Raw genomic sequence first — 20,110 nt, 5'->3', positions numbered from 1 at the left:
ACCCCTAAGAATTATTTATTTCCGTATCTTCTTACTCTTAGTAACGCCTGCTCAGCATGTCCAGCAAAGTTCTCTAACTGACATAAGCGTGCAGCATACTCCCCTATATATGCACTTGCCTCTGGTGTTACTTTTTGATAGGTTACTGTTTTAATAAACTTACCTACCCATAAACCGCCCGTATATCTTGCCGCACCCTTAGTCGGTAGCGTATGATTCGTACCAATTACTTTATCCCCATAGGCCACATTTGTTTCTGGTCCTAAGAAAAGACAGCCATAGTTGGTCATATTTTCTAAGAAGTAGTTTGGGTCCTCTGTTAAGATTTCTACATGTTCAAATGCCAGACGGTCTGCTTCCACTCGTGCTTCCTCAATAGAATCTACAAGTAAGATTTGTCCGTAATCCTCCCACGATACTCTAGCAACATCTGCTGTAGGCAAAACTTGTAGCTGGCGTTCAATTTCTTTCAAAGTTTCTTCTGCAAGTTTCTCCGATGTTGTTATTAAAGCACCTGGAGAGGTCGGACCATGTTCTCCTTGACCAAGAATATCTGTAGCAACCATTTCAGCGTCCGCTGAATGATCTGCCACCACTAACGTTTCAGTCGGACCAGCAAATAAGTCAATTCCCACACGTCCATAAAGCTGACGTTTTGCCTCTGCAACAAATGCATTACCCGGCCCTACGATCATATCTACTGCTTTGATAGATTCTGTTCCAATGGCCATAGCTGCCATAGCTTGAATACCACCTAGCAAGTAAATTTCATCTGCACCAGCTAAAGACATAGCAGCAATAGTGGCATGTGGAATTTCCCCGTTAATAGGCGGGGTACATGCGATTACTCGTTTTACACCTGCAACTTTTGCAGTTAAAACACTCATATGAGCCGAAGCCACCATTGGGTAACGTCCTCCTGGAATATAGCAACCCACACTATTGACTGGTATATTTTTATGTCCTAAAGTAACTCCTGGTATATTTTCTACTTCCACATCATGCATGGATGCTAGTTGTGCCTCAGCAAATTCACGTATATTTTTTTGGGCAAATTTTATATCCTCTAATACCTCTGAAGGTACTTTAGCTACGATTTCTTCAATTTGTTTTGTGGATAAACGAAATGTTTGAGGTGACCACTTATCAAACTTCTCTGATAATTCACGAACTGCTTGATCTCCTCTTGTTTCTACATCCTGTAAGGCTTCTGAAACTATTTGTGATACCTTTAAATCATTAGCACTTACCTCTTCTTGTGACTTTCCGGCCTTTATTACTTTAACCATTTGTTCTTCCTCCCCTTTGTTTGAAAACGCATTCAAAATCATTCATTTTATTTTTGCATACGTATGCAAAAATATATACAAATAAGATTATTCTAAAAAAATCAATTAGTCAACTATTATATGTCGAATTTCGTACAATTAACCTTCCATCAACCTCTATATTTTTGGTGAAACCAGAGTATTCGTTGATTTCTGCGGTTAAATAATCAACTGTTCTTTTGACCATTTCATTTATTGGCTGCTCCCATGTTGTTAAGCTATACGATGGCCAAGCAGACATCTCAATATTATCGAAGCCAACAACCTTTACTTCATCTGGGACAGATATTTGATGTTTTTTTAAAGCATCAATCACACCCAGAGCCATAATATCATTCGCTACAAATATTGCCTCTGGTATTTTACCTTGAGAAACTATTTCCTCAATTGTTTCGTACCCGCCTTCATATGTATAATCGGAAATATATTTTTTATATTTCACTTCATTTTCTTCTAATACCGTTACAAAACCTTTCTCACGCTCTTTACTAGTCGATGTATTTTCATTACCCGAAATATAAATCATATTAGAGCAACCCGTCTTCAATAAGTACTGTGCAATCTGTTTACTTGCCTCTAAATTGTTACAGCAAACAGAAAAAAATTTATTACCAACAATTTTTCTATTAAATAACACTAAAGGAATTCTGTTGTTAAATAGATCTTCGTTTGCCTGTAAGGACAACGTTGCGTCAGTAATAATAACACCCGCAACATTATAATTAAGTAATGTATCGATATCATCTTTTTGAATCTCATCGTTATTCGTATACACAAACAAAATACTGTAGCCTAACTTTTTAAATGCGGTTGTAAATTGTTTTAAAACCTGTGGATAAAAAGGGTTTTGAACTCCCTTCATAACTAGACCAATTATCTTCGTTCTATTTGTTATTAGGCTACGAGCAAATTCATTCGGTCTATAACCCAATTCTTTTGCAGCAGCTAACACCTTCTCACGAGTCTTTTGAGATACAGTAGCTCCTTCAAAATACACACGTGAGACAGAAGATTGAGAAACACCAGCAAGCTTTGCCACGTCCTTTGCAGTAATTCCTTGTTTCACCTTACTCACTACCTTCTTAAAAATATTACTTATTTCAAACTATACAATGAGATTATATTTTTGGAAATAATAAACACTAATCTTCTTTTAAAGTTTAGTGTTTACTAACGAATTCAATCTTCTACTTCCTTACCTCCCTTAAAAAACAAAGAGCCTCCTACCAAAAGGACCCCACTAAAGAGAAATACGCCAATCATCCCGACAGAGCCACCAATTACGCCAAAAAAAGCTGGTGCGATTAATTGAAATAGACGATTAATAGTTATTCGTAGGCCTAAAACTTCTCCCGTACGTTCTGGTGGGGATGCATTATAAGTTGTTGTCATAGATATAGGCTGTCCACATCCAAGACCTAATCCCATCATAATAGCGAGAAAAGCAATAATGATGGAGGAACTAGTTAAAGGCAACAATAAAAAGGCAACCCCTGCAACAAATATAGATACAAATAATATAAATTCTCTCTTGTATATTTCTAAAAGCTTAGGCAACACAAAACGAACAAACATAGTTGCCAACCCTTGTAGAGCAATTATCCATCCTATAGTTGATGTAGACAAATTCATTTGTTTCCCTAGTAACGGAAAATATGCAACAAATATGTCCTTTGAATATAAAACCAAGGCACTTGAAAACAAAGCCTTTCGTATAAGCGGGCTTTCGAGAAGCTTTATCGAATCCAGCATTTTAGTAGGGGAGCTATGTATTTGACGCTCTACCTTGGGGATTCTTAGGGAAAAGACAATCCCTGCTAGTCCAATCCCTACACACGAAATGTATACAATTTGAAAGGAAATATGTTCCGACAAGTACCCCCCCATTAGAGGTCCTACTACCGCTCCAAATGCAACACAGAGACTAAACATGCTGAAATAATAATCTCTATTTTTTTTGGTTGTTTGATGTCCCAATTGATTTTGCAAAGCAATAGGAATACTTATATTTCCTATCCCTAAAAGCAGCTGACTTGCAAACAAAGACCAAATAGTAGAATAAACGGCAGGAACAATCATACCGGCAATCAAGCTGACAAAGCCTATAATAATGGGAAGCCTATCCCCTATCTTGTCTATAATTTTTCCGGCATGGATCGAAAATAATAATGGCAAAAAAGCAAATGTGGAAGTTAAAATACCAATGATCCAAATAGATGCTCCATACTCATCCGCGGAAAGAGTAATAACCGGTCTAGTTGCGTTTACTACAGTATGAAACAAGAATATTAACAATAAGACTCCTTTAAGATTCATTTATCCCCCTCCATCCATAGATAGTAATTATTCAATTATTATACCAATACAATACTCTGAAACAAAAAATCATATAGAACTCTGCTTGAATGTACTCCTAGGTATTGGGTTCAGCTATGGATTCACTGCTTACCGTTTGATAAAATAAATATGGTAACAAAATACATATCTATCACTTAAAATTACTGAAAGAAAGGACTAATAATATGGATGAATTGACAAAGGAAATTATGAAGTTCAATGAAGAAAGAGGCTGGGGTAGCAATACAGATGGTCGTGCTCGTAGTCTGGCTATATCTGTTTCATTAGAGGCAAGTGAGCTCTTAGAGCACTTTCAATGGCTTTCCTCTGAAGAAGCTATAGCAAATAATAAACAAGGTATTGAAGAAGAAGCAGCAGATGTTTTAATATACCTTTTACAGCTGGCGAACTTATTAGATATAGATTTAAAGGAAGCTGCAAAAAAGAAAATCCAGAAGAATGCGTTAAAATACCCTATACCTAACTAAAGTTGATCTACCACTATGAGATAAAATGTATAGTGGTAGTTTTTATATTAAATCTACTCATTAAACGTATGGATTACCTCTTGAACTAATGACCAAATCTCATAGTTATAATCAGGATCTACTATATACCAATACTGTATATTTCTTATAAAGGCTTGTTTTTCTTCTAGTGTTGCCTCTTGAAGAAATTGACGCATCCTTAATAACTCTTCTGCATCACTATTTCGACTCTCCAAAAATTCATATCTTTCTCCACTACTTTTCCCTAATAACACCCAATCCATCAAAGGTAGTGATAACTACTTTATCCTCCCGTTTCCGCTTCGCTGAAGTAATAGTAGTAATAACATCTACCTTTTCTCCTAAAGGATAGATGTTTTTTAATGCAGAGAAAACTTTTTCTTGTTTTATTTTCCATGAAAATGGAAGATCGACTATATATTCATCTAGTATTGCCTTTTCTTGTTCTTTATTTGAAATAGTACTTAATTGCTCAAGCATTTCAGCATGAGGTACTGAAAATACTAGACTAATAAATCTCTGGAAATTGTTTGCTAAATAACGTATTGGTGGGTCGTTAGTAGGTGAAACGCATTTTCATTAAATCGGTAGTTTTATGAAAGTCGGTCAGAAAACCAAAATGAATCCCTCCTCCTCCACTTTCAGCAAACGGTATTAAATCAGGTGGTGTGATTGAGTAAGGAGAAGGCTCGGTAACTGGTCTGAATCCAATCATATCTATAGATAAATTTTCCTTAGTTAGATTCCTCTCTAACTGAATCAGCTGCAAGATTTCTTTCGGAATTAAGTAATTTCCAATTTCCATAAGCTACTTTTAAGTCATCAGACATAATCTTTGCTCCCTCTACATAATATTTATTAATTACCTATTCTAGAAACTTTACAAATACCCTTCCTAACATTTTTGCTTATACCAACAACAAATCACAAATAGGAGGATCTATCATGAAAACAGCAAAACTATTAATTGCATTTACAGCAGTTAGTCTTTTAAGCACTACATTTACTGGTGTTACCGAGGCTACAACCAAAGAAAATACTAAGGTTTCCCAAACAGTTACGCAAAACGCCCAATTACTAACAGAGAAAATGGCAATTGATTTAGCAGCTAAATATCATGAGGCATATCTATTCGTTAGTAGTGGCGGGGGCTATAAAGATAGAGAATATAATACTTTTCTTTACAATGACTTCGCTTACCGGTACCTATCCAGTAAGATTGATACAAAGACTAAGCTCTTGAAGTATTTAACTCAAACTTTGACCTCAAAAACAGCGGAACAGTTTATAAAGGATTTAGAAATCCTGGAGTATAAAGGAAAACTGGCTCAAAAAGAAGCCGACATGGGGTCCCAAGAGAAATGGGAAAAAGCTACAGCAGAAATTATCAAGAAAGAGTCCGATAAAGCTCAATATCGACTAACTGTTCCCTTTGGGGAAGGCGCTGATAAAACAACCTACGTTGTAGAGTATCAATTTGTTGAAAAGGTTGGCTGGCGTATTAGCAAGCAGCCAGCTGTTGATCTTGACATCCCAGATAAAGCAAATCCCATTAATATTCTTTTCACCAACCTATTAAACAACCCACAAATTTCTCAGAAACAGCTATTGCCAACTTCTTATTTTGATGTAAATGAATTTAAGACGGGTATAAAAAAAATAGAGTTATCAAAGCTTAAAGAGGTAGATAGGGGATCTTACCACGTGGAGTTTGTTGCCACAATTTTCGTTGAACTCGAAAAAGACTATAATGGCCCCCTAGTCTCTGGTGAAAATAGAATGTATTTTATCGTGGAGCCTAATGGATATATGGACTTTAAAATTCATCAGGTCGGGCTGATTAGTATGTATTAGATAAAATTACTGAAGAGACAGTAAATCATAAGTGATTTACTGTCTCTCTTAAGATAAGAAATTCTAAAATTAAAAGCTGTTTACGGGATTTCTATTTCAATTTTTACGTCCTCATCCTCAATCCAAGAAGGATAAAAATCTAAGTCTAATCTAATCTGATTGCTATTTGAAGGAATCTGAAATTCAAATTTTGTTTTTCCCTCTGGGAGATCTGTAAAAGAGCTGTTCACATATTGAGAGCTTGGATAATAGGGCTGGTCATTATACTTTATTGTATATTCCTCTCCATTTGCATCTATTAATTTTGGAAAATAGACAAACTCTTTATTTCTATCTGCATCGATAATAAAGCTTCCTTTATTGTTTTCTATTTTTAAATCAGAGAAGATAGAATCCTTTGGTTGCTTTATAAATTCAGACGAATTTGTATCAATGAGTAAGTAAGCCTCATCTTTATCCATTGCTGCTATTTTCCCAAAATTTAATGTCAGCTTTTTAGGGTTATAGAAATAAAAGCTCTCCGGCATTGAGACGGTAAATTTATTTTCCTCCCAATAATAGCTATCTGAGTAAGCCGACCATTCTCTGCCATCTTCGTCTACTAATTGTATTTTATTAAAAGCACCATATAAAAACTTTTTAGTATTACTTGATTTTGTCTTTAAATACACTTTCATACCAGTGGGATCTACGGAGATAAATTTCACTTTTATTATTTGCCCCTCAATCTTCATTTCCTTGTTTACAGTAATAGTTTTGCTATCCAAATTATCCATTCTTTTAAAGGAAAAAGGTATTTTAAAGTTTTCAATTGTATCTCCATTTATAACTCCCAATTCAAAATTATGTTCTTCTGTGGGTAGAAGAGACCTATAGCTAGTTTCTATACGTTGGCTAGAGCTAAATACCTTCAATCCCTTCTCTTTAGCTAAAGGATAAAAGCGATTATGGATCTCCATACTATACTGATATGGTGATCTATTGTTTGATTTTATTCGCAAATATTTATAACCTAACTCACTCAAATCCTTTTCCTTAGATTCCACCGTATAAAAAACAACCATTCCCTTTTCATCAGCAATTACCCCATCCAACGTGACCGTAATTCCATGCTCGGTTTGAGAAGCATTTATTTGTTGATAAATGTTATTTTCTACAGCGGCCAGCAGACCCTTATCATTTTGAACAAGAGCTACTACACGCTCCATGCCAGGAATTGCTGATACCTTGTTTGCAAAGGCTGGAGAAACGTTTATAGAGGTTACAAATGCTATAAATAATAGAGCTACCATTGCGACAGACCACAGACTACGCTGAGTAATTATTCTCTTCCTTTTTTTCTCTTGTTTTGCTTTTTCAAAGCCGTTTCTTACGGACATCTGTACCTTGTCCAAAGGAACATCTACCTGATTGATCACATTTTTTCGTTTCTCCAATTTTTGTTTTTCCTCTTCAAACACGTTTCATCTCCCCTTTCTCCTCAAAATAATGTCGAAATGAACGGAGTGCCTTATGTAATCTAGTTTTGATCGTTCCCTCCGGTGTCTTCCACATGACTGCTATGTCTTTAATTTTGACGTCCTCAAAGTACTTGAGATGGAGTAACTCTCTTTCGTAGTCAGATAGATGGGCAAGTGCCTCCTCTATTTCCAAAAACGTATAATCTTCTTTTTTCCCAAATACTAGTAGCAAGCTTTCCTCACAAATCTCTCTCTTACTTTTTTTTATCGTATCCTGACAATAGTTCATCATGATCCTTGTTACCCAGGTTTTAAAATATGCTGGCTCTTTAAGTGTTTTGATATGTTTAAAGGCCCTATAGGTTACTTCCTGAACAGCCTCTAAAGCATCCTCTTCATTTTTTAAGTAGGACATGGCAGTTCTATATAATGCCTCCTGATGAGTATGCATCAGATCTAAAAAAGCATCCTCGCTTCCCTTTATCGCTTTCCTTTCTAATTGATGCTCGCTCAAAACATCACCTCATTTCAAATTTCCCTATTAATTAGACTTCCTAAAGCAAGAAAAGTTTTGACAATTATAAACAATTATATTTGCTTCATTATTTTAAGAAGATTGGCGGAAGTACAAAGTAATGGTCGATATAAAAAGTTTTTTAATAATAGTGGAATTAAGTGTTTCTCCTAAAGATATACTTAAAGGTAGGTACTTAAATTAATTTCACCTATAATTTGGGGTTAAAGTATGTAATTATTTGTTCTACTTTACTATTGTTAGCGCTATTTTTATTAAATAGGAATTATGAATTGATTTACTTTTACATTTTTATTAGTTTTTTTCAAGAAAAATCAGTATATTACTAATTTTATTAGGTATATCCAAGATATTACTGACAAAATGGGGTATACTTAATAGTAATGAGTTTGTGGATTTGTAAAGGAGGCACTTTATGTCAGTCGCTAGTGAAGCATCACAAGTAAATCTCGATTTTTTAATTAATGAATTAGGTCTTCAACAGGTTTCCAATACTTCCCTATTTCGTAAAGGGAATTATTTTGTCATTTCTCCTTCCGTTCAAAATAAATCAAATACGTTTGAACTAGGTGAATCACTTATGAAAAAGTTCAATCCTGAAACGGATGAAGGTTATTTGCTCATTCGTCTTAAAGAAAAATTTTTAATGTGCAAATTACATCCCTTCCAAAGAAAAATGATGACTACAGAAACCGAAAAGAGTACGAAAAGTAAACCATCCTTTTGGAAGTTTCATGTAATTGAATCAATCATTCCACGTATAGAAAATAGCGGTGATAGAGAGTTGACTTTTAAAATTCAAGCCCCTACCAATAAACAGCTAATTTCTTTTTTTGGTAAAGAAAACATTTAATAAAAACCAGATCTAGCAAATAGGTCTGGTTTTTTTGTATTAATTTAGGTTACGTTAAAGATATAGCACGATATGTAAGGTTGAATTCTAGTGACTGGAATATAAAAATGAGCTTGGAAATATATCTCCAAGCTCATTGTACTTCACTTTCTTTGTTTTTCTTAACACTCGATTTACACCTAGCTCGTTAAACACTATATAAATGTTTATTAATGTATATTGTACATTAAGTATAATTCCATTCTTTTCCGATATCACAATGCCCATACGGATTTATTCCATTATACGGTCCAACATACATAACTACCCCATTGCGTATGATCCATTCCATACCATGCTCTTCTTCCCATTCGCAATTTAATTCTAAATCAATGACAGGTTCTATTTTATTCTTAGGATTCGGAATACATATAGTGTTTGGTGTAATATAAGGTAAAACATCTGTCGGTTTATTGAATTCTATAATATCTTCACCAATATCATCAAGAAATTCATTACAGTATCTAATAGATGCGTTACAAATATCATCTATTAGTCCATCACTTAAAGTGTTCAAGTAAGTTATACATAGTTCCGCGTATTCAATATCTGACTCTTGTTCTATATATACAGTAATATTTTGATCAAATAATTCTAAGTAGGCTTCTCCTTCTACTTCGAAATATTCATTGGTTTTAAGGTTTTTAATAACCACTGTAATTACTCCCCCTAGCCAAATTAGCATTCATCCTTCTAATTATAAAATCTTAAAAAAGATTAAATCAATAAAGATGTCGCAATCATTGCTTAAATATAGAAGTATCAATTGTTAAATACAAGCTCAACTTTTCTATTTGTATAATCAATCACCAAACGCCCATCCTTAGCAATATCACTACCAAAAACACCATCTAACTTAAAAAAAGTAGCAAGATCTGTCAACATCTCTCTCACGTTTTGTAAGCTGATGGATTGATTCCTATTCAGGAAAACTATTAAACTTGCTATGCTGTCTAATTCTCTTTCTTTTACACTACCGAAGCCACCAGAAAGTATCATTCTCTTCTCTATTTTAAGATCATCGATTTTCGATAGAAGAGGTTGTCCAAAATGGGTTTTATTTGCACCAGTGTCTAAACCGAAATACAAGGGTACTTGATTCTTTCCTTTGACTTTTATAATTGGATACCCACAGAAGAAAAGGTTGTTCTCCCCCCCTTCTTTTCGTACCGGTTTCTGAATAATAACCTGTTTTCGTGCATAGTCTATTTCCAGAAAAATATGTTGTATAATATCCCATCCAATGATACCGTCAATCTTCATTATTTCTTTCGTTTTAGGATTTTGAATCATTAACAATTCATTCGCTAAAACTAATGTAGGCTGGTTAAGAATCGTCAGGCTCTGTATGACGATTGAATCGATTATTGCCAAATCGGTACTGAAATTTTGGTTTGTTGAATTTCCAACCTCTAATTCTTCAATTTTCTTAATGTTAATATCACAGTCTTTCACTAAAGAATTTGAGATGACCGTCATCCCTGCTCCAGTATCTAGCCAAAAGCATTTCTTCTTTCCATTAATCATAATATCAATAGTCGGAGAGCCAGAGTTGCTTAACTTCATTGGAACACATATTTGTTCTTTTAAGAAGGAGAAAGAAGGAGTTTCATACTGGCTACACGCTTTTGCAATTAAACGATTGCTTTGATCAATGCTGTGATCATCCAAAAGTCCAAGCGTCTCTAGTTGTTTCCATTTTGATTTAGTAAAATACAGCTCAAATAAAATCTTGGCACAGCTACTTCGTAATGAAGGATCCTGAGACTCACAATATAGATTCTTTAACCTTTCCGCACCCAAACTTTCTTTTCCATCTGTAATTAACTTTAAAGCAGATACAAACTTTTTTTGTTCATCATTAATTTCCACCATTGCAAAATCAAACTTCTCCAACTCTTCTATAACCTTCAACTTTTTCCCTCCAATAAATCTAGATAGTTAATATTTCTATATAATTCTGTTAATTCCTCTATTATTTCAAGTATATTTCTTCACAGAATTATCCAGAATTTAATATAATATTTATTGAAATGAAACTATACTATTTGATACAGAGAATATATTCTGAGTGATTTTATTAAATTTTCAAAATAGTTAATTAAAAACTTGAATACCTCTTGGTTTAAAGATAATATAAATTTATAATCCTACCGGTGAGATGAGGTTTAATAGTGGAATTAATTACAATTCACTTTCTTTTCAATTTATCCTTATTAGTCATCTTTTTTTTCCTTTATTTTTCTATCCTAAGAATATCCGGGAGTATACTACAACGAAAACGCACCTCTATTTTATATTTCATCATATCCTTATTGCTATGCTATTTATTCTCCTATTCCTTAAACGATGAGGTTATATTAGACTTAAGAATTATTCCATTGATAATTGGTGGGCTTTACTTAGGACTAAGCCCTATATTAGGATTAATAGTTATTTCTCTTAGGGGTTTTTATGGTATGGACTTAGGATTCTACTTAAGTATACCTATCTATGGAATTCTCAGCATTTTCCTTTGGAAGGTGCATCCTCATTTTTTACAATTAAGCTCTAAATATCGTATTATTAGCTCTACCATGTTAACGCTCATAGTAAGTATATTTACATTAACATTGGTTTTAAACACAATTGGGGCTGGTCATACACTAGACTTATTTATTGCATATGTTTTTGTTCCTCCACTGGGAGTTGCGATTCATGCGTATACTATAGAAATGGTGGAAAAAATTTTACTCCAGCGACAGCTTTTTATAAAAGCTGAAAAGAGAGAGGCTGTAGAACAAATGGGTGCTGCTATTTCTCATGAAATTCGCAATCCTCTAACAACCGCTATTGGATTTTTAGAATTGTTAAACAAAGAACCCTTAGAATCAGATAAGCGAAAACAATATTTGACTATTTTAAAAGAGGAACTAGATTTTGCAGAGAAGATTATTCAAGATTACTTAGCTTATTCTAAACCTAGCGTAGAAACTTCAAAGGAATTAAATATTCAAGAAGAACTTCCCATTATACTAAAGCTCTTACAACCACTAGCTAACTATTACTCAGTAGAAATTATCTCCAATCTTTCCTCTATGAGCTTAATAGAAGGAGATCGAGCTAAATTTCAGCATTCCTTTATAAATATTATTAAAAATTTAATAGTTATGTCTGACGGAAGCACCATATTCATTAACACAGAGGAAACTAAGACCAATATTTTTATCACAATTAATAGCTCTACTCCAATGATTCAGATGAAAACTATGACATTAGATATGTCTATCGATTTTGGTATTATTAAAACTATGAAAGGTTCTGTCCAAACAAAAATAACAGAAAACGGAACTACTTATTATTTTTCCTTTCGATCTATGAAGACACCACTTAAATGTATAATCAGTTTTAGCTGATACACACCAGTCTAATCGAAGAGAGGTAATGCTATGGAGCTGACTTTACACTTTTTATTCAATTTATCTCTTTTAATAGTATTACTTTTTTTTAGTTTAATATGGACCGAGAACACGAAAAAGGTACAATCTGCAGGAATATTTTATTGTTTCTCTAGTCTTTTAATCTGTTACGGATTTAGTTACCCAGTAACAGATTACATATTATTTGACCTAAGAAACATTCCCTTTGTAATTGGTTCTCTTTATATTGGGATAGGGCCTTACCTCGGCTTAGCAGCAATTATTATTCGAGCATTTTTCGGAATAGATTTAGGGTTTTGGGTATCTTTACCATTCTATACTGTTTTCTCTTTAATGTTTTGGAAATTACACCCTTGGTTTTTAGAGAAAAGTAGAAAACAACGAATTTTGATTGCTATAGGTTTTATGTACATTGTCAGCATTTATCAAACTCTTCCTTTAAATATTGCTTTGGAAGGACATCCAATACTTGATGTTAATCTTGCTTTTTTATTGATACAGCCTTTAGGAGTTGGTATGATTGCCTACTTTGTTGAGGAGTTTGATAAGTTTATCATTTATAGACAACAACTTATTACTATTGAAAGACAAGAGGTCGTTGAAAAGATGGGTGCTGCTATTTCTCATGAGATAAGGAACCCATTAACTGCTGCGAGTGGCTTCGTACAACTTTTACATAGTGATTCTCTTTCACCTGAGAGTAGATTACAATACTTGGCGATAGTAAGGAGTGAACTTAAATCAGCTGAAAGAGTTATTCAAGATTACCTTACATTCTCTAAGGCAAAAGCAGACGCAGAAGACACAATTTTTATTAACGAAGCTTTAAATAATGTTATTCAAATGCTCCGCCCCTCAGCCCAAAAAAATACGGTTGAAATCATCTCAAATTTTTCGAAAGAATCAATCGTAATCGGCGATAGCCAAAAATTTCATCAATGCCTAGTAAATATTATGAAAAATGGTATAGAGTCGATGCCTTATGGAGGAACTTTAACAGTGGAGACCGATACCACAACTACAAACGTTATAATAACCATTCAAGATACAGGAATAGGTATGACGGAAGAACAACTAGACCGTTTAGGTGAACCTTATTACTCTACAAAGGGTGACCAAGGAACAGGTCTTGGAACAATGGTTGTTTTTAGCGTTATCCGGTCAATGAATGGGAATATACATGTAGATTCTTGTCTTGGTAAAGGTACAACTTTTGAACTTGTCTTTAGGTCTTCTTTGGCCGAAGATTGCTTAAGTGAAAACGAAACTGAAAAAAGGAATATGGTGCACAATTAATTGTTCGATATTTCCATGTGTAGAACCACGCTAGCTACTACATCTTAAGGAAGAAAGAATTTCCTTAGAAAGGAGCTACAACTATGGGAAGAGACGATAAAAAAGGAAGCAGCAATAACACTGGATCTTTACCTCAAACACCAAAAAACATGAAAATTAAGCCTAAAGATGTTCAAGAAGAGTTTGCTCGTGAATTTGCAGAACTAAGCCGTTCCTCTAAAAAGAAAAAATAATTTTCAATAGGTAGAGGAGGACGACAGAACATAAATTCTGTACAGGTCCTCCCTCTTTTTTTTTAACCCGAGCACCTAATTAATTTAGAATACCAGTACTCAGAATAGACACATCAACTTTAATATCCCACTTCATTTTACTGATAGTTTCCCGTGTAAGCTCCGTATCCCACTTTCCTCGATGATGTCTACGTACATTTTCCGTCAGTCCAATTGGATCTACTTGTAATTGCTTCAATTCCATTAACAAGGTGTTTATTTTATCTTCCAGCTCCTTCTCCACTTCTTTTTCTAATCGTTGAATGCTATCAGGATGTTTAAAGCTTTCTTCTTTCCCTTTAAATTCTGTCATCGTCCCTTCTACGTTAAGTAGAATTTTTAGCCTTGGTGATTTTAAACTTTTATTGCTTATAATTTTCACGTTATTATCAATAAAATCAAGCAATAACCTATCTCCCTCCTTCGTCGTTAGGTTAATAGGTGCTAGCTTTCTCTTGCCCTGTATAGCTTGAATAAATAAAGCATCATCTGGAGTTAATATGGTCTTCATATTTTTATCTTTAAATAAAGCAACACCCGTTAACTCAACTTTCTCCTTTTTCATTTCAATTACTGGAATTATTGGGTCAAAGTTCGGATTAGTTTGCGTATACATAAAGTCATGAATATTTGTATTTGGGTTAAACGCTAAGTTTACGCTTGGCTGAAGGAGGTCACTCACGTAGTTAATGATACTTGCCTTATCAGGATAATCCTGTCGTAATAATTCCTCAGCGCTACCTTTTACGATTGCCATTAATATCTCGTTTCCTATTTGAGTATTTCGATATAGATGCTTTATCACTTCCTCAACTCTCCCACTAGTTGCAAATTCCTCACTAAGAAGAATTACTCTCAGTTGATTTAAAACTACTTTTTTCTCCGTTTCCTGCTCAATTTTCACTACGCCATCTGTCACTAAATCAGTAGAAGTGGTATAAATTTGTGTTATTTGATTGGAATCCTTAGATTTTTGTGGAATGGCCGCAGTTAGCTTAAAGGTTGCGTCACTTTCAAAGTCAAAAGCTAATATTCCAACCATATCAATACCTTCGATTGGTACTTTCTTTTCCCTCAAATTACATCCCCCAAGGATAACCATAACTATTAGTAAGATTGAAATTTTTTTCCTAGTCATGATTGCACCTGCTTTTTCTTAATGAAATAAATTCCAATTAAAATTATGGGCCATAACAATAGTGCATAACCAACCCTATAACTTACGATAAAAACTTTTTCCAAATTTTCATGGGAGAGCGGTAGCGAAAGAATAACAAAAATGATGACCCCTATTATATAAATATGAGAGCTTTTTCTTTTAGATATAATGGAATTTACTCCCTTCATAGCTGCCCATATATAACCTGAAACGGTTGAAATGACTAAAAATACCCATAAAGTAATACCGAAAATATCTATTCTTTCTACAAAAGAAAAACCACCTGCTTTAAATAGATGTAGAACCGAATATTGTACATTCCTTAATTGCCATTCGGAGAAATACATTACACTTACCAAAATTGTCATGAAACACAGCGATACGCTAATCCAAATACCTATTAACGCATGCTTATATGCTTTTTGTTTAGATATAATATATGGGAAAAATATTAATATTACCTCATAGCCCGCTATGCTATTGTACCCTCGGTCAAACGCTATAAAAAATTCACTCCAACTATGATTAAAGACAGGAAATACATGGCTTATATCTCCCTTTTCTAGAGACCATTTCAGGAAATAGACCATTGGTAGAGTAATAAAAAAAGCCATAATACAAAATCTAGCAATATTTTTTATTCCACCATTTACGATGTATAACACTAATAGCAACAATAAAATAAGTGGTATAGTTGTTGTTTGCTCTTGTAGAGCTGTACTTTGTATCAATTGGACATAATTACTTACTTTAGCAGTTGGAAGTAAAATTAATTGAATAACTATAAAGACATTAATAAACTTTCCTAGGTTTTTCCCTAGAACTTCTTCATTTATTTCAAACAAGTTCTTTGATTGGTATTTGGAGCAAATCCAAACCATCGGCCATATAGAAATACTCGCAATTATTCCAAAAAAGATTGGCATTAATGTCTGGCTGTATCCAAGAATACTCAATCTTTCAGGCAGTGAAAGCGCTCCTGTGCCAAACATAATACTTTGTACTAAAAAAATTACATGGTAGCCCTTTAGCGTTTCTTTATTCACACTCAAGTTGCTCTCACCAACCTATATACTTCATTTATTTTCACTAGAGATTCCACTTTTCTTCTTTAAATACGCTGTCGGAAAACGCACAACACTATCTTTCAAATCAGAAATTCTTCTAGGTATTACCGTTGACATAAAAGGTGTGCCAAGAGAATTTACTCTTAATAAATGAGCAATAAGCCAAGCGAATGCAAGCATTTGACCATATAAACCAAAAATGCCCGCTGCAAGAATAAAAATATAACGTATAAACCTGCTCGTATTACTCATATGAAAAACAGGCGGCAGGAAGGATAGTAGTGCAGAGGTTGCAACTATTACGATTAAAATATTACTTACGAGTCCTGCTTCAACTGCTGCAGTCCCAATAACAATCCCGCCAACAATCCCTATCGTTTGTCCTATTTTTGCAGGCATCCTAGCACCTGCTTCTCTTAATACCTCAATAATTAATTCAATAAATAAAACCTCAAATAGAGGAGAAAAAGGTACCTTCATTCTAGATTCCTGCAGATTAAGTAAGAGCTCATAAGGAAGCACCTCCTGATGAAAAGTTAAGGAGGAAACATAAGTTGGAGTAATCATAATTGTTAAGAAAAAACCAAAAAACCTTAGTAGTCTCATTAAACTCGCAGATGGCCAGCGATTATAGTAATCCTCCATAGTGATAAACATTTCTAAGAAAGAGGTCGGACATACTAGAGCAGATTGACTATTATCCATTAAAATAACTATTCTTCCATCTGCTAAATAGTGAGAAATAGTGTCAGGTTTTATCGTCATGTAATATTGGGGAAATGGGGAATATGGATTGTCTTCAATTAACTGCATTAGAATGGAAATATCCAAAAATGTAGGATAATCAATCTTGTCCAAACGATTTTTTAAATTTTTTAGTTTCTTTTTTTCCACCAAATCATCAATATATAAGAGAGCAATTTTCGTATTGGTGACGTTGCCTATTATTAGTTCTTCATCTTTGAGCATGGAATTTTGTATTCTTCTTTTTACAAGTGAAAGATTTGTTTCCAATGATTCTGTAAAAACATCCTGTGGACCAATGAATGTACTTTCCATCTCAGAAATAGAAATATCTCGAGTGTTCACACTGTAAGTGTCCATACTCAATAATTGATTTGTTTCATGGAAGTACAAGAGAGTTTCTCCGATTGAAAGCCTTTTTGTAATGTCAGCTATATTAAAAGGATTTACGCTTTCTGCAACTTGGTGTATTTGATGGATGTAATTTGCTATAGGGATCATGACAATCATTTCTAAGGTCATTTTATCTGTTAAGGAGTTTGAATAAATAAGTGTTACAATTCCTTCGCTTGTCGGTACTTTTTTATAAATAATATCATTATTTTCTCGTGTAACTTTTTTATAATATTGAATATTTTTTTCAACTAAATCTCCCTTTGATACTCCGCGATCCGTAAAATAAGCAAGCAAACTCTTCTTTACTAATATCATTTTTTTCATAAGAATCACTTGCCTTTCCTATAGATTTGATTAGTTTGTCCATTTATTGATTATGTATTCAAACAAACCTCGTCGATAAGAAAAGAACAAGCGACTGCATTTAGTTGATAATTGTTGTAGAATTTCTCCCAAAATGTAAAAAACGCTCAAGACCTTTTGGTCTTGAGCGTTTCTAGTATTTAAAATTTAACTACCTCTGGCTCTTTGCCTTTTGAATTCATGACGCGGACTTGAGTTGGTACAATCTTTAGGATGACTAAGTCTGGATCCTCTGGGCCATCAAACCAGCCTTTTAATGCATCATTCCAAACCTTTTCTTTCATAGACTCGTCATCCGATTCTTCTACTTTACCTTCAATTTCTAAAAATGAATCACCAAGTCCATTTCCATCGTATCCTAAAAGGATATGTGTATATGGGTTTTGTTCAATATCTTCTACTTTATGAGTTTTTTTACTAGTGGCTGTGTAGAGGATGAAATCATCATTAAAAAAAGTCATATAACGAGAATGTGGTTTATTTTGTTGCACAGTGGCCATTGTTCCAATCATATTATCGTTTAGAATTTTCAGTGCTTGTTCTTTAGCATTTGTCATTATAAATCCCCTCACTTTTATATTTATTAGTATTATTCCTTCACCTGATAATATTAAACATTTATCACACTACCATGTTTTTAAAAATTGAGTTGAGGACGTTCTCCCCTTTTGTAATAAGCTTAATTTGGAATCATAATCTAAATCGAATTGGGTAGCACTATATTCATCGGCTGGTATAAAAATAATATTCTTTTCAATTTTCCTCGATATATACCTTGTATCATGTGCATCTTTCATCGTTGTAAATAAGCCTTCAAATAGGTCTAGCCCATTTTTTATTTGCTTTGGTTGTGGTTCCTCAATGTTTGCACTAAGTCGAATGCCTAATACCGGTCTCTCTCTTAACCCATTATCAAATATCCACATTGGAAAATTACTTAATACGCCCCCATCCACAACTACGACGTCACCAAGACCTGTTTGTAATTTTATTGGCTCAAAGAAAAAGGGAATTCCACAGCTCATACGCAAGGCTCTACTTACTAAAAAGGTATCAGGCTCTATGCCATAATTTTTTAAATCATCCGGAAGAATAATCATCTTTCCATTTGTTAAATCGGAGGCAACTAACTTTAAGGAACCTTTAGGTAAATCTCCAAACGTATAAATACCTTTAACCGCCAATTTTTCTAGAAACCAATCCTCCAATGCTTTTCCCTGGTATAGACCCAAACCCCAATACAAATTGAGCCATTTCATAAAAGGAAGAGGTATAACTCTCCTACGTTGATCTAAGAGCTTTTGAAAATTTTGTTCCATCATAAGCTCTTCCATCTCTCTGCCATTATATCCGGCAGCTATCAAGCAGGCTAAAATAGCACCAGCACTTGTGCCAGCGACTCTTTTAAATCGATATCCCTTCTCCTCCAACACCTGGTAAGCACCTACTAAACCAATTCCTTTCATACCCCCGCCTGAGAATACTCCATCTATATACATACACAACCCTTTCTTTTCTAAAATGTTGTTATATCACTCTAAGAAAGAGGAAGGATGATTAGAACAATAATCGACAAATATATTGTCTATGTATGAATTTTTCCAAAGTGCTTAAGTTTAAAATAACACTTTTCTTGGGATGGCTTTGAACAAAACTGTGATGACCCTACTCACCTCTACGTGCGCATTGTGATGTCTTATCTATCTCACTGTTCCCGCCAACCTGCTGCAACAATCAACAAAAATAATTGTTCGTGTTTGATTGGTAAAGTGCTATTTAGTACTGTTTTATTCTTCAAAGAGCCAGCAGATATCCTCTACTGGCTCTAAAATTATTATTTTAATTTTGGACTAGCGTATTCTTGTTGTTTGCCATTATTTTTTCTTTTCGCGGCTTCATTTTGGCCGACCACACCTAAATCTTTCGGACTAATATCATAACCATAACCGTATTCTTCACGATCTAAAGTGTTTTCCTTCTTTTTCTTTTTATCCGTCATGAGACTTCACCTCCTGAAGAATAACTTGTACTATTTTGTATTATTTATGCTAAAAAAGCACAAACGTCTCTTTCTGCTTTAACAAGCAATAAGGAAGCTCCTGCCACTATTTCTCTTTTATTTCAGTAAATTTTGGATTCTCCACTTTTAATATTTCGTACATAACATGTGATTGGACATGCAGGCGACGACTCCCGTTGGAGCTCGTGAGCAGAAATCTACCATCTATTATTTGTCGCTTTTCATATCAGATGTATTGATTTGCACAAATATTAAAAAGTCAGCTTGAACTTAACGTTCAAACTGACTCTTCCTTTACCATTTCTTTTCAGTTTCTTTCTTTTCCCCTGGCTTAGTAATATCTTTCTTATCTGCATTGTCTTTATCGGTTTCTTTAAAGTCATCTGGATTTAAATTTGAATTATATTGAATATCATTTTCTTTCTTATCTTTTCCCATATAAGGCACACCTCCTAATTA

At 34.1% G+C, this 20,110-nt stretch carries 23 protein-coding genes; 6 read left to right on the top strand and 17 right to left on the bottom strand.

The window, feature by feature from the left end; all coding sequences use genetic code 11:
* Positions 1-11: 11 nt before the first annotated feature.
* The 3 genes from hisD to ACQKNZ_RS01600 all read right to left on the bottom strand — a co-directional run bounded on the left by hisD (position 12) and on the right by ACQKNZ_RS01600 (position 3,644).
* On the bottom strand, positions 12-1,289 hold the full coding sequence (hisD, locus tag ACQKNZ_RS01610) for a histidinol dehydrogenase (RefSeq protein WP_427657676.1): 1,278 nt from the start codon (positions 1,287-1,289) through the stop codon (positions 12-14).
* A 109-nt stretch (positions 1,290-1,398) separates the two neighbouring features.
* On the bottom strand, positions 1,399-2,394 hold the full coding sequence (locus ACQKNZ_RS01605) for a LacI family DNA-binding transcriptional regulator (RefSeq protein ID WP_340862457.1): 996 nt from the start codon (positions 2,392-2,394) through the stop codon (positions 1,399-1,401).
* A gap of 113 nt (positions 2,395-2,507) precedes the next feature.
* A complete protein-coding gene (locus tag ACQKNZ_RS01600; protein ID WP_427657674.1) occupies positions 2,508-3,644 on the bottom strand; it encodes an MFS transporter in 1,137 nt (378 codons plus the stop codon).
* A 206-nt stretch (positions 3,645-3,850) separates the two neighbouring features.
* Between ACQKNZ_RS01600 and ACQKNZ_RS01595 the strand changes: the two genes are divergently transcribed.
* Positions 3,851-4,153: a nucleotide pyrophosphohydrolase gene (locus tag ACQKNZ_RS01595; RefSeq protein ID WP_144538535.1), complete on the top strand. Its 303-nt coding sequence runs from the start codon at positions 3,851-3,853 to the stop codon at positions 4,151-4,153.
* A gap of 53 nt (positions 4,154-4,206) precedes the next feature.
* Here the strand turns inward: ACQKNZ_RS01595 and ACQKNZ_RS01590 are convergent, their stop codons facing one another.
* From ACQKNZ_RS01590 to ACQKNZ_RS01580, 3 genes are all read right to left on the bottom strand, one after another.
* Positions 4,207-4,437, bottom strand: coding sequence for a hypothetical protein (locus tag ACQKNZ_RS01590; RefSeq protein WP_229653959.1), 231 nt, complete (start codon positions 4,435-4,437; stop codon positions 4,207-4,209).
* Positions 4,409-4,654 (bottom strand): hypothetical protein, encoded by a 246-nt coding sequence (locus ACQKNZ_RS01585; RefSeq protein WP_154311697.1) that lies wholly within the window; start codon positions 4,652-4,654, stop codon positions 4,409-4,411. Before ACQKNZ_RS01585 ends, ACQKNZ_RS01590 begins: the two co-directional genes overlap by 29 nt.
* A gap of 76 nt (positions 4,655-4,730) precedes the next feature.
* Positions 4,731-4,979 carry a hypothetical protein gene (locus ACQKNZ_RS01580; protein WP_427657671.1) on the bottom strand — a complete coding sequence of 83 codons (249 nt, stop codon included), beginning with the start codon at positions 4,977-4,979 and terminating at the stop codon, positions 4,731-4,733.
* 140 nt (positions 4,980-5,119) lie between these two features.
* On the opposite strand from ACQKNZ_RS01580, the gene ACQKNZ_RS01575 reads away from it, so the two are divergent.
* Positions 5,120-6,028 carry a DL-endopeptidase inhibitor IseA family protein gene (locus tag ACQKNZ_RS01575; protein ID WP_427657669.1) on the top strand — a complete coding sequence of 303 codons (909 nt, stop codon included), beginning with the start codon at positions 5,120-5,122 and terminating at the stop codon, positions 6,026-6,028.
* A gap of 80 nt (positions 6,029-6,108) precedes the next feature.
* Here ACQKNZ_RS01575 and ACQKNZ_RS01570 read toward each other — a convergent pair whose 3' ends face one another.
* Both ACQKNZ_RS01570 and ACQKNZ_RS01565 read right to left on the bottom strand, forming a co-directional pair.
* On the bottom strand, positions 6,109-7,488 hold the full coding sequence (locus ACQKNZ_RS01570; RefSeq protein ID WP_427657667.1) for a DUF4179 domain-containing protein: 1,380 nt from the start codon (positions 7,486-7,488) through the stop codon (positions 6,109-6,111).
* Positions 7,481-8,002, bottom strand: coding sequence for a sigma-70 family RNA polymerase sigma factor (locus tag ACQKNZ_RS01565; protein ID WP_427657665.1), 522 nt, complete (start codon positions 8,000-8,002; stop codon positions 7,481-7,483). The genes ACQKNZ_RS01570 and ACQKNZ_RS01565 overlap by 8 nt, the downstream gene beginning before the upstream one ends.
* 436 nt (positions 8,003-8,438) lie before the next feature.
* Here ACQKNZ_RS01565 and ACQKNZ_RS01560 point away from each other — a divergent pair, with 436 nt between their 5' ends.
* On the top strand, positions 8,439-8,876 hold the full coding sequence (locus ACQKNZ_RS01560) for a hypothetical protein (RefSeq protein WP_427657663.1): 438 nt from the start codon (positions 8,439-8,441) through the stop codon (positions 8,874-8,876).
* A gap of 226 nt (positions 8,877-9,102) precedes the next feature.
* On the opposite strand, the gene ACQKNZ_RS01555 is transcribed toward ACQKNZ_RS01560, so the two are convergent.
* Entirely contained in the window at positions 9,103-9,600 is a 498-nt protein-coding gene (locus ACQKNZ_RS01555; protein WP_427657661.1) for a DUF6985 domain-containing protein, read from the bottom strand.
* A gap of 77 nt (positions 9,601-9,677) precedes the next feature.
* On the bottom strand, positions 9,678-10,829 hold the full coding sequence (locus tag ACQKNZ_RS01550; RefSeq protein WP_427657659.1) for a retropepsin-like aspartic protease: 1,152 nt from the start codon (positions 10,827-10,829) through the stop codon (positions 9,678-9,680).
* A 545-nt stretch (positions 10,830-11,374) separates the two neighbouring features.
* On the opposite strand from ACQKNZ_RS01550, the gene ACQKNZ_RS01545 reads away from it, so the two are divergent.
* The 3 genes from ACQKNZ_RS01545 (at position 11,375) to ACQKNZ_RS01535 (ending at position 13,863) form a co-directional block, all read left to right on the top strand.
* Complete coding sequence (locus ACQKNZ_RS01545; protein ID WP_427657657.1) at positions 11,375-12,310, top strand: histidine kinase dimerization/phospho-acceptor domain-containing protein; 936 nt, start codon at positions 11,375-11,377, stop codon at positions 12,308-12,310.
* Positions 12,311-12,343: 33 nt separating this feature from the next.
* The gene (locus ACQKNZ_RS01540) at positions 12,344-13,630 is read left to right on the top strand and encodes an ATP-binding protein (protein ID WP_427657655.1); all 1,287 of its coding nucleotides are present in this window, start codon (positions 12,344-12,346) and stop codon (positions 13,628-13,630) included.
* A gap of 83 nt (positions 13,631-13,713) precedes the next feature.
* Positions 13,714-13,863 (top strand): YfhD family protein, encoded by a 150-nt coding sequence (locus ACQKNZ_RS01535; RefSeq protein ID WP_186318162.1) that lies wholly within the window; start codon positions 13,714-13,716, stop codon positions 13,861-13,863.
* A gap of 79 nt (positions 13,864-13,942) precedes the next feature.
* On the opposite strand, the gene ACQKNZ_RS01530 is transcribed toward ACQKNZ_RS01535, so the two are convergent.
* The 7 genes from ACQKNZ_RS01530 to ACQKNZ_RS01500 form a co-directional block, all read right to left on the bottom strand.
* Positions 13,943-15,040 carry a Ger(x)C family spore germination protein gene (locus ACQKNZ_RS01530; protein ID WP_427657652.1) on the bottom strand — a complete coding sequence of 366 codons (1,098 nt, stop codon included), beginning with the start codon at positions 15,038-15,040 and terminating at the stop codon, positions 13,943-13,945.
* Positions 15,037-16,107: a GerAB/ArcD/ProY family transporter gene (locus ACQKNZ_RS01525; RefSeq protein WP_427657650.1), complete on the bottom strand. Its 1,071-nt coding sequence runs from the start codon at positions 16,105-16,107 to the stop codon at positions 15,037-15,039. The genes ACQKNZ_RS01530 and ACQKNZ_RS01525 overlap by 4 nt, the downstream gene beginning before the upstream one ends.
* A gap of 30 nt (positions 16,108-16,137) precedes the next feature.
* Entirely contained in the window at positions 16,138-17,592 is a 1,455-nt protein-coding gene (locus ACQKNZ_RS01520; RefSeq protein ID WP_427657648.1) for a spore germination protein, read from the bottom strand.
* 179 nt (positions 17,593-17,771) lie between these two features.
* A complete protein-coding gene (locus tag ACQKNZ_RS01515; protein ID WP_154311717.1) occupies positions 17,772-18,188 on the bottom strand; it encodes a pyridoxamine 5'-phosphate oxidase family protein in 417 nt (138 codons plus the stop codon).
* Between the two features lie 69 nt (positions 18,189-18,257).
* Positions 18,258-19,130, bottom strand: coding sequence for a patatin-like phospholipase family protein (locus ACQKNZ_RS01510; RefSeq protein WP_427657645.1), 873 nt, complete (start codon positions 19,128-19,130; stop codon positions 18,258-18,260).
* Positions 19,131-19,465: 335 nt separating this feature from the next.
* Positions 19,466-19,630 carry a hypothetical protein gene (locus ACQKNZ_RS01505; protein WP_186318161.1) on the bottom strand — a complete coding sequence of 55 codons (165 nt, stop codon included), beginning with the start codon at positions 19,628-19,630 and terminating at the stop codon, positions 19,466-19,468.
* 315 nt (positions 19,631-19,945) lie between these two features.
* Positions 19,946-20,089: a hypothetical protein gene (locus tag ACQKNZ_RS01500; protein ID WP_427657643.1), complete on the bottom strand. Its 144-nt coding sequence runs from the start codon at positions 20,087-20,089 to the stop codon at positions 19,946-19,948.
* Positions 20,090-20,110 lie beyond the last annotated feature (21 nt).

The organism is Psychrobacillus sp. NPDC093200, assembly GCF_050280345.1.
Taxonomy (GTDB): Bacteria; Bacillota; Bacilli; order Bacillales_A; family Planococcaceae; genus Psychrobacillus; species Psychrobacillus faecigallinarum.
This window is presented reverse-complemented; position numbering and strand designations above follow the sequence as displayed.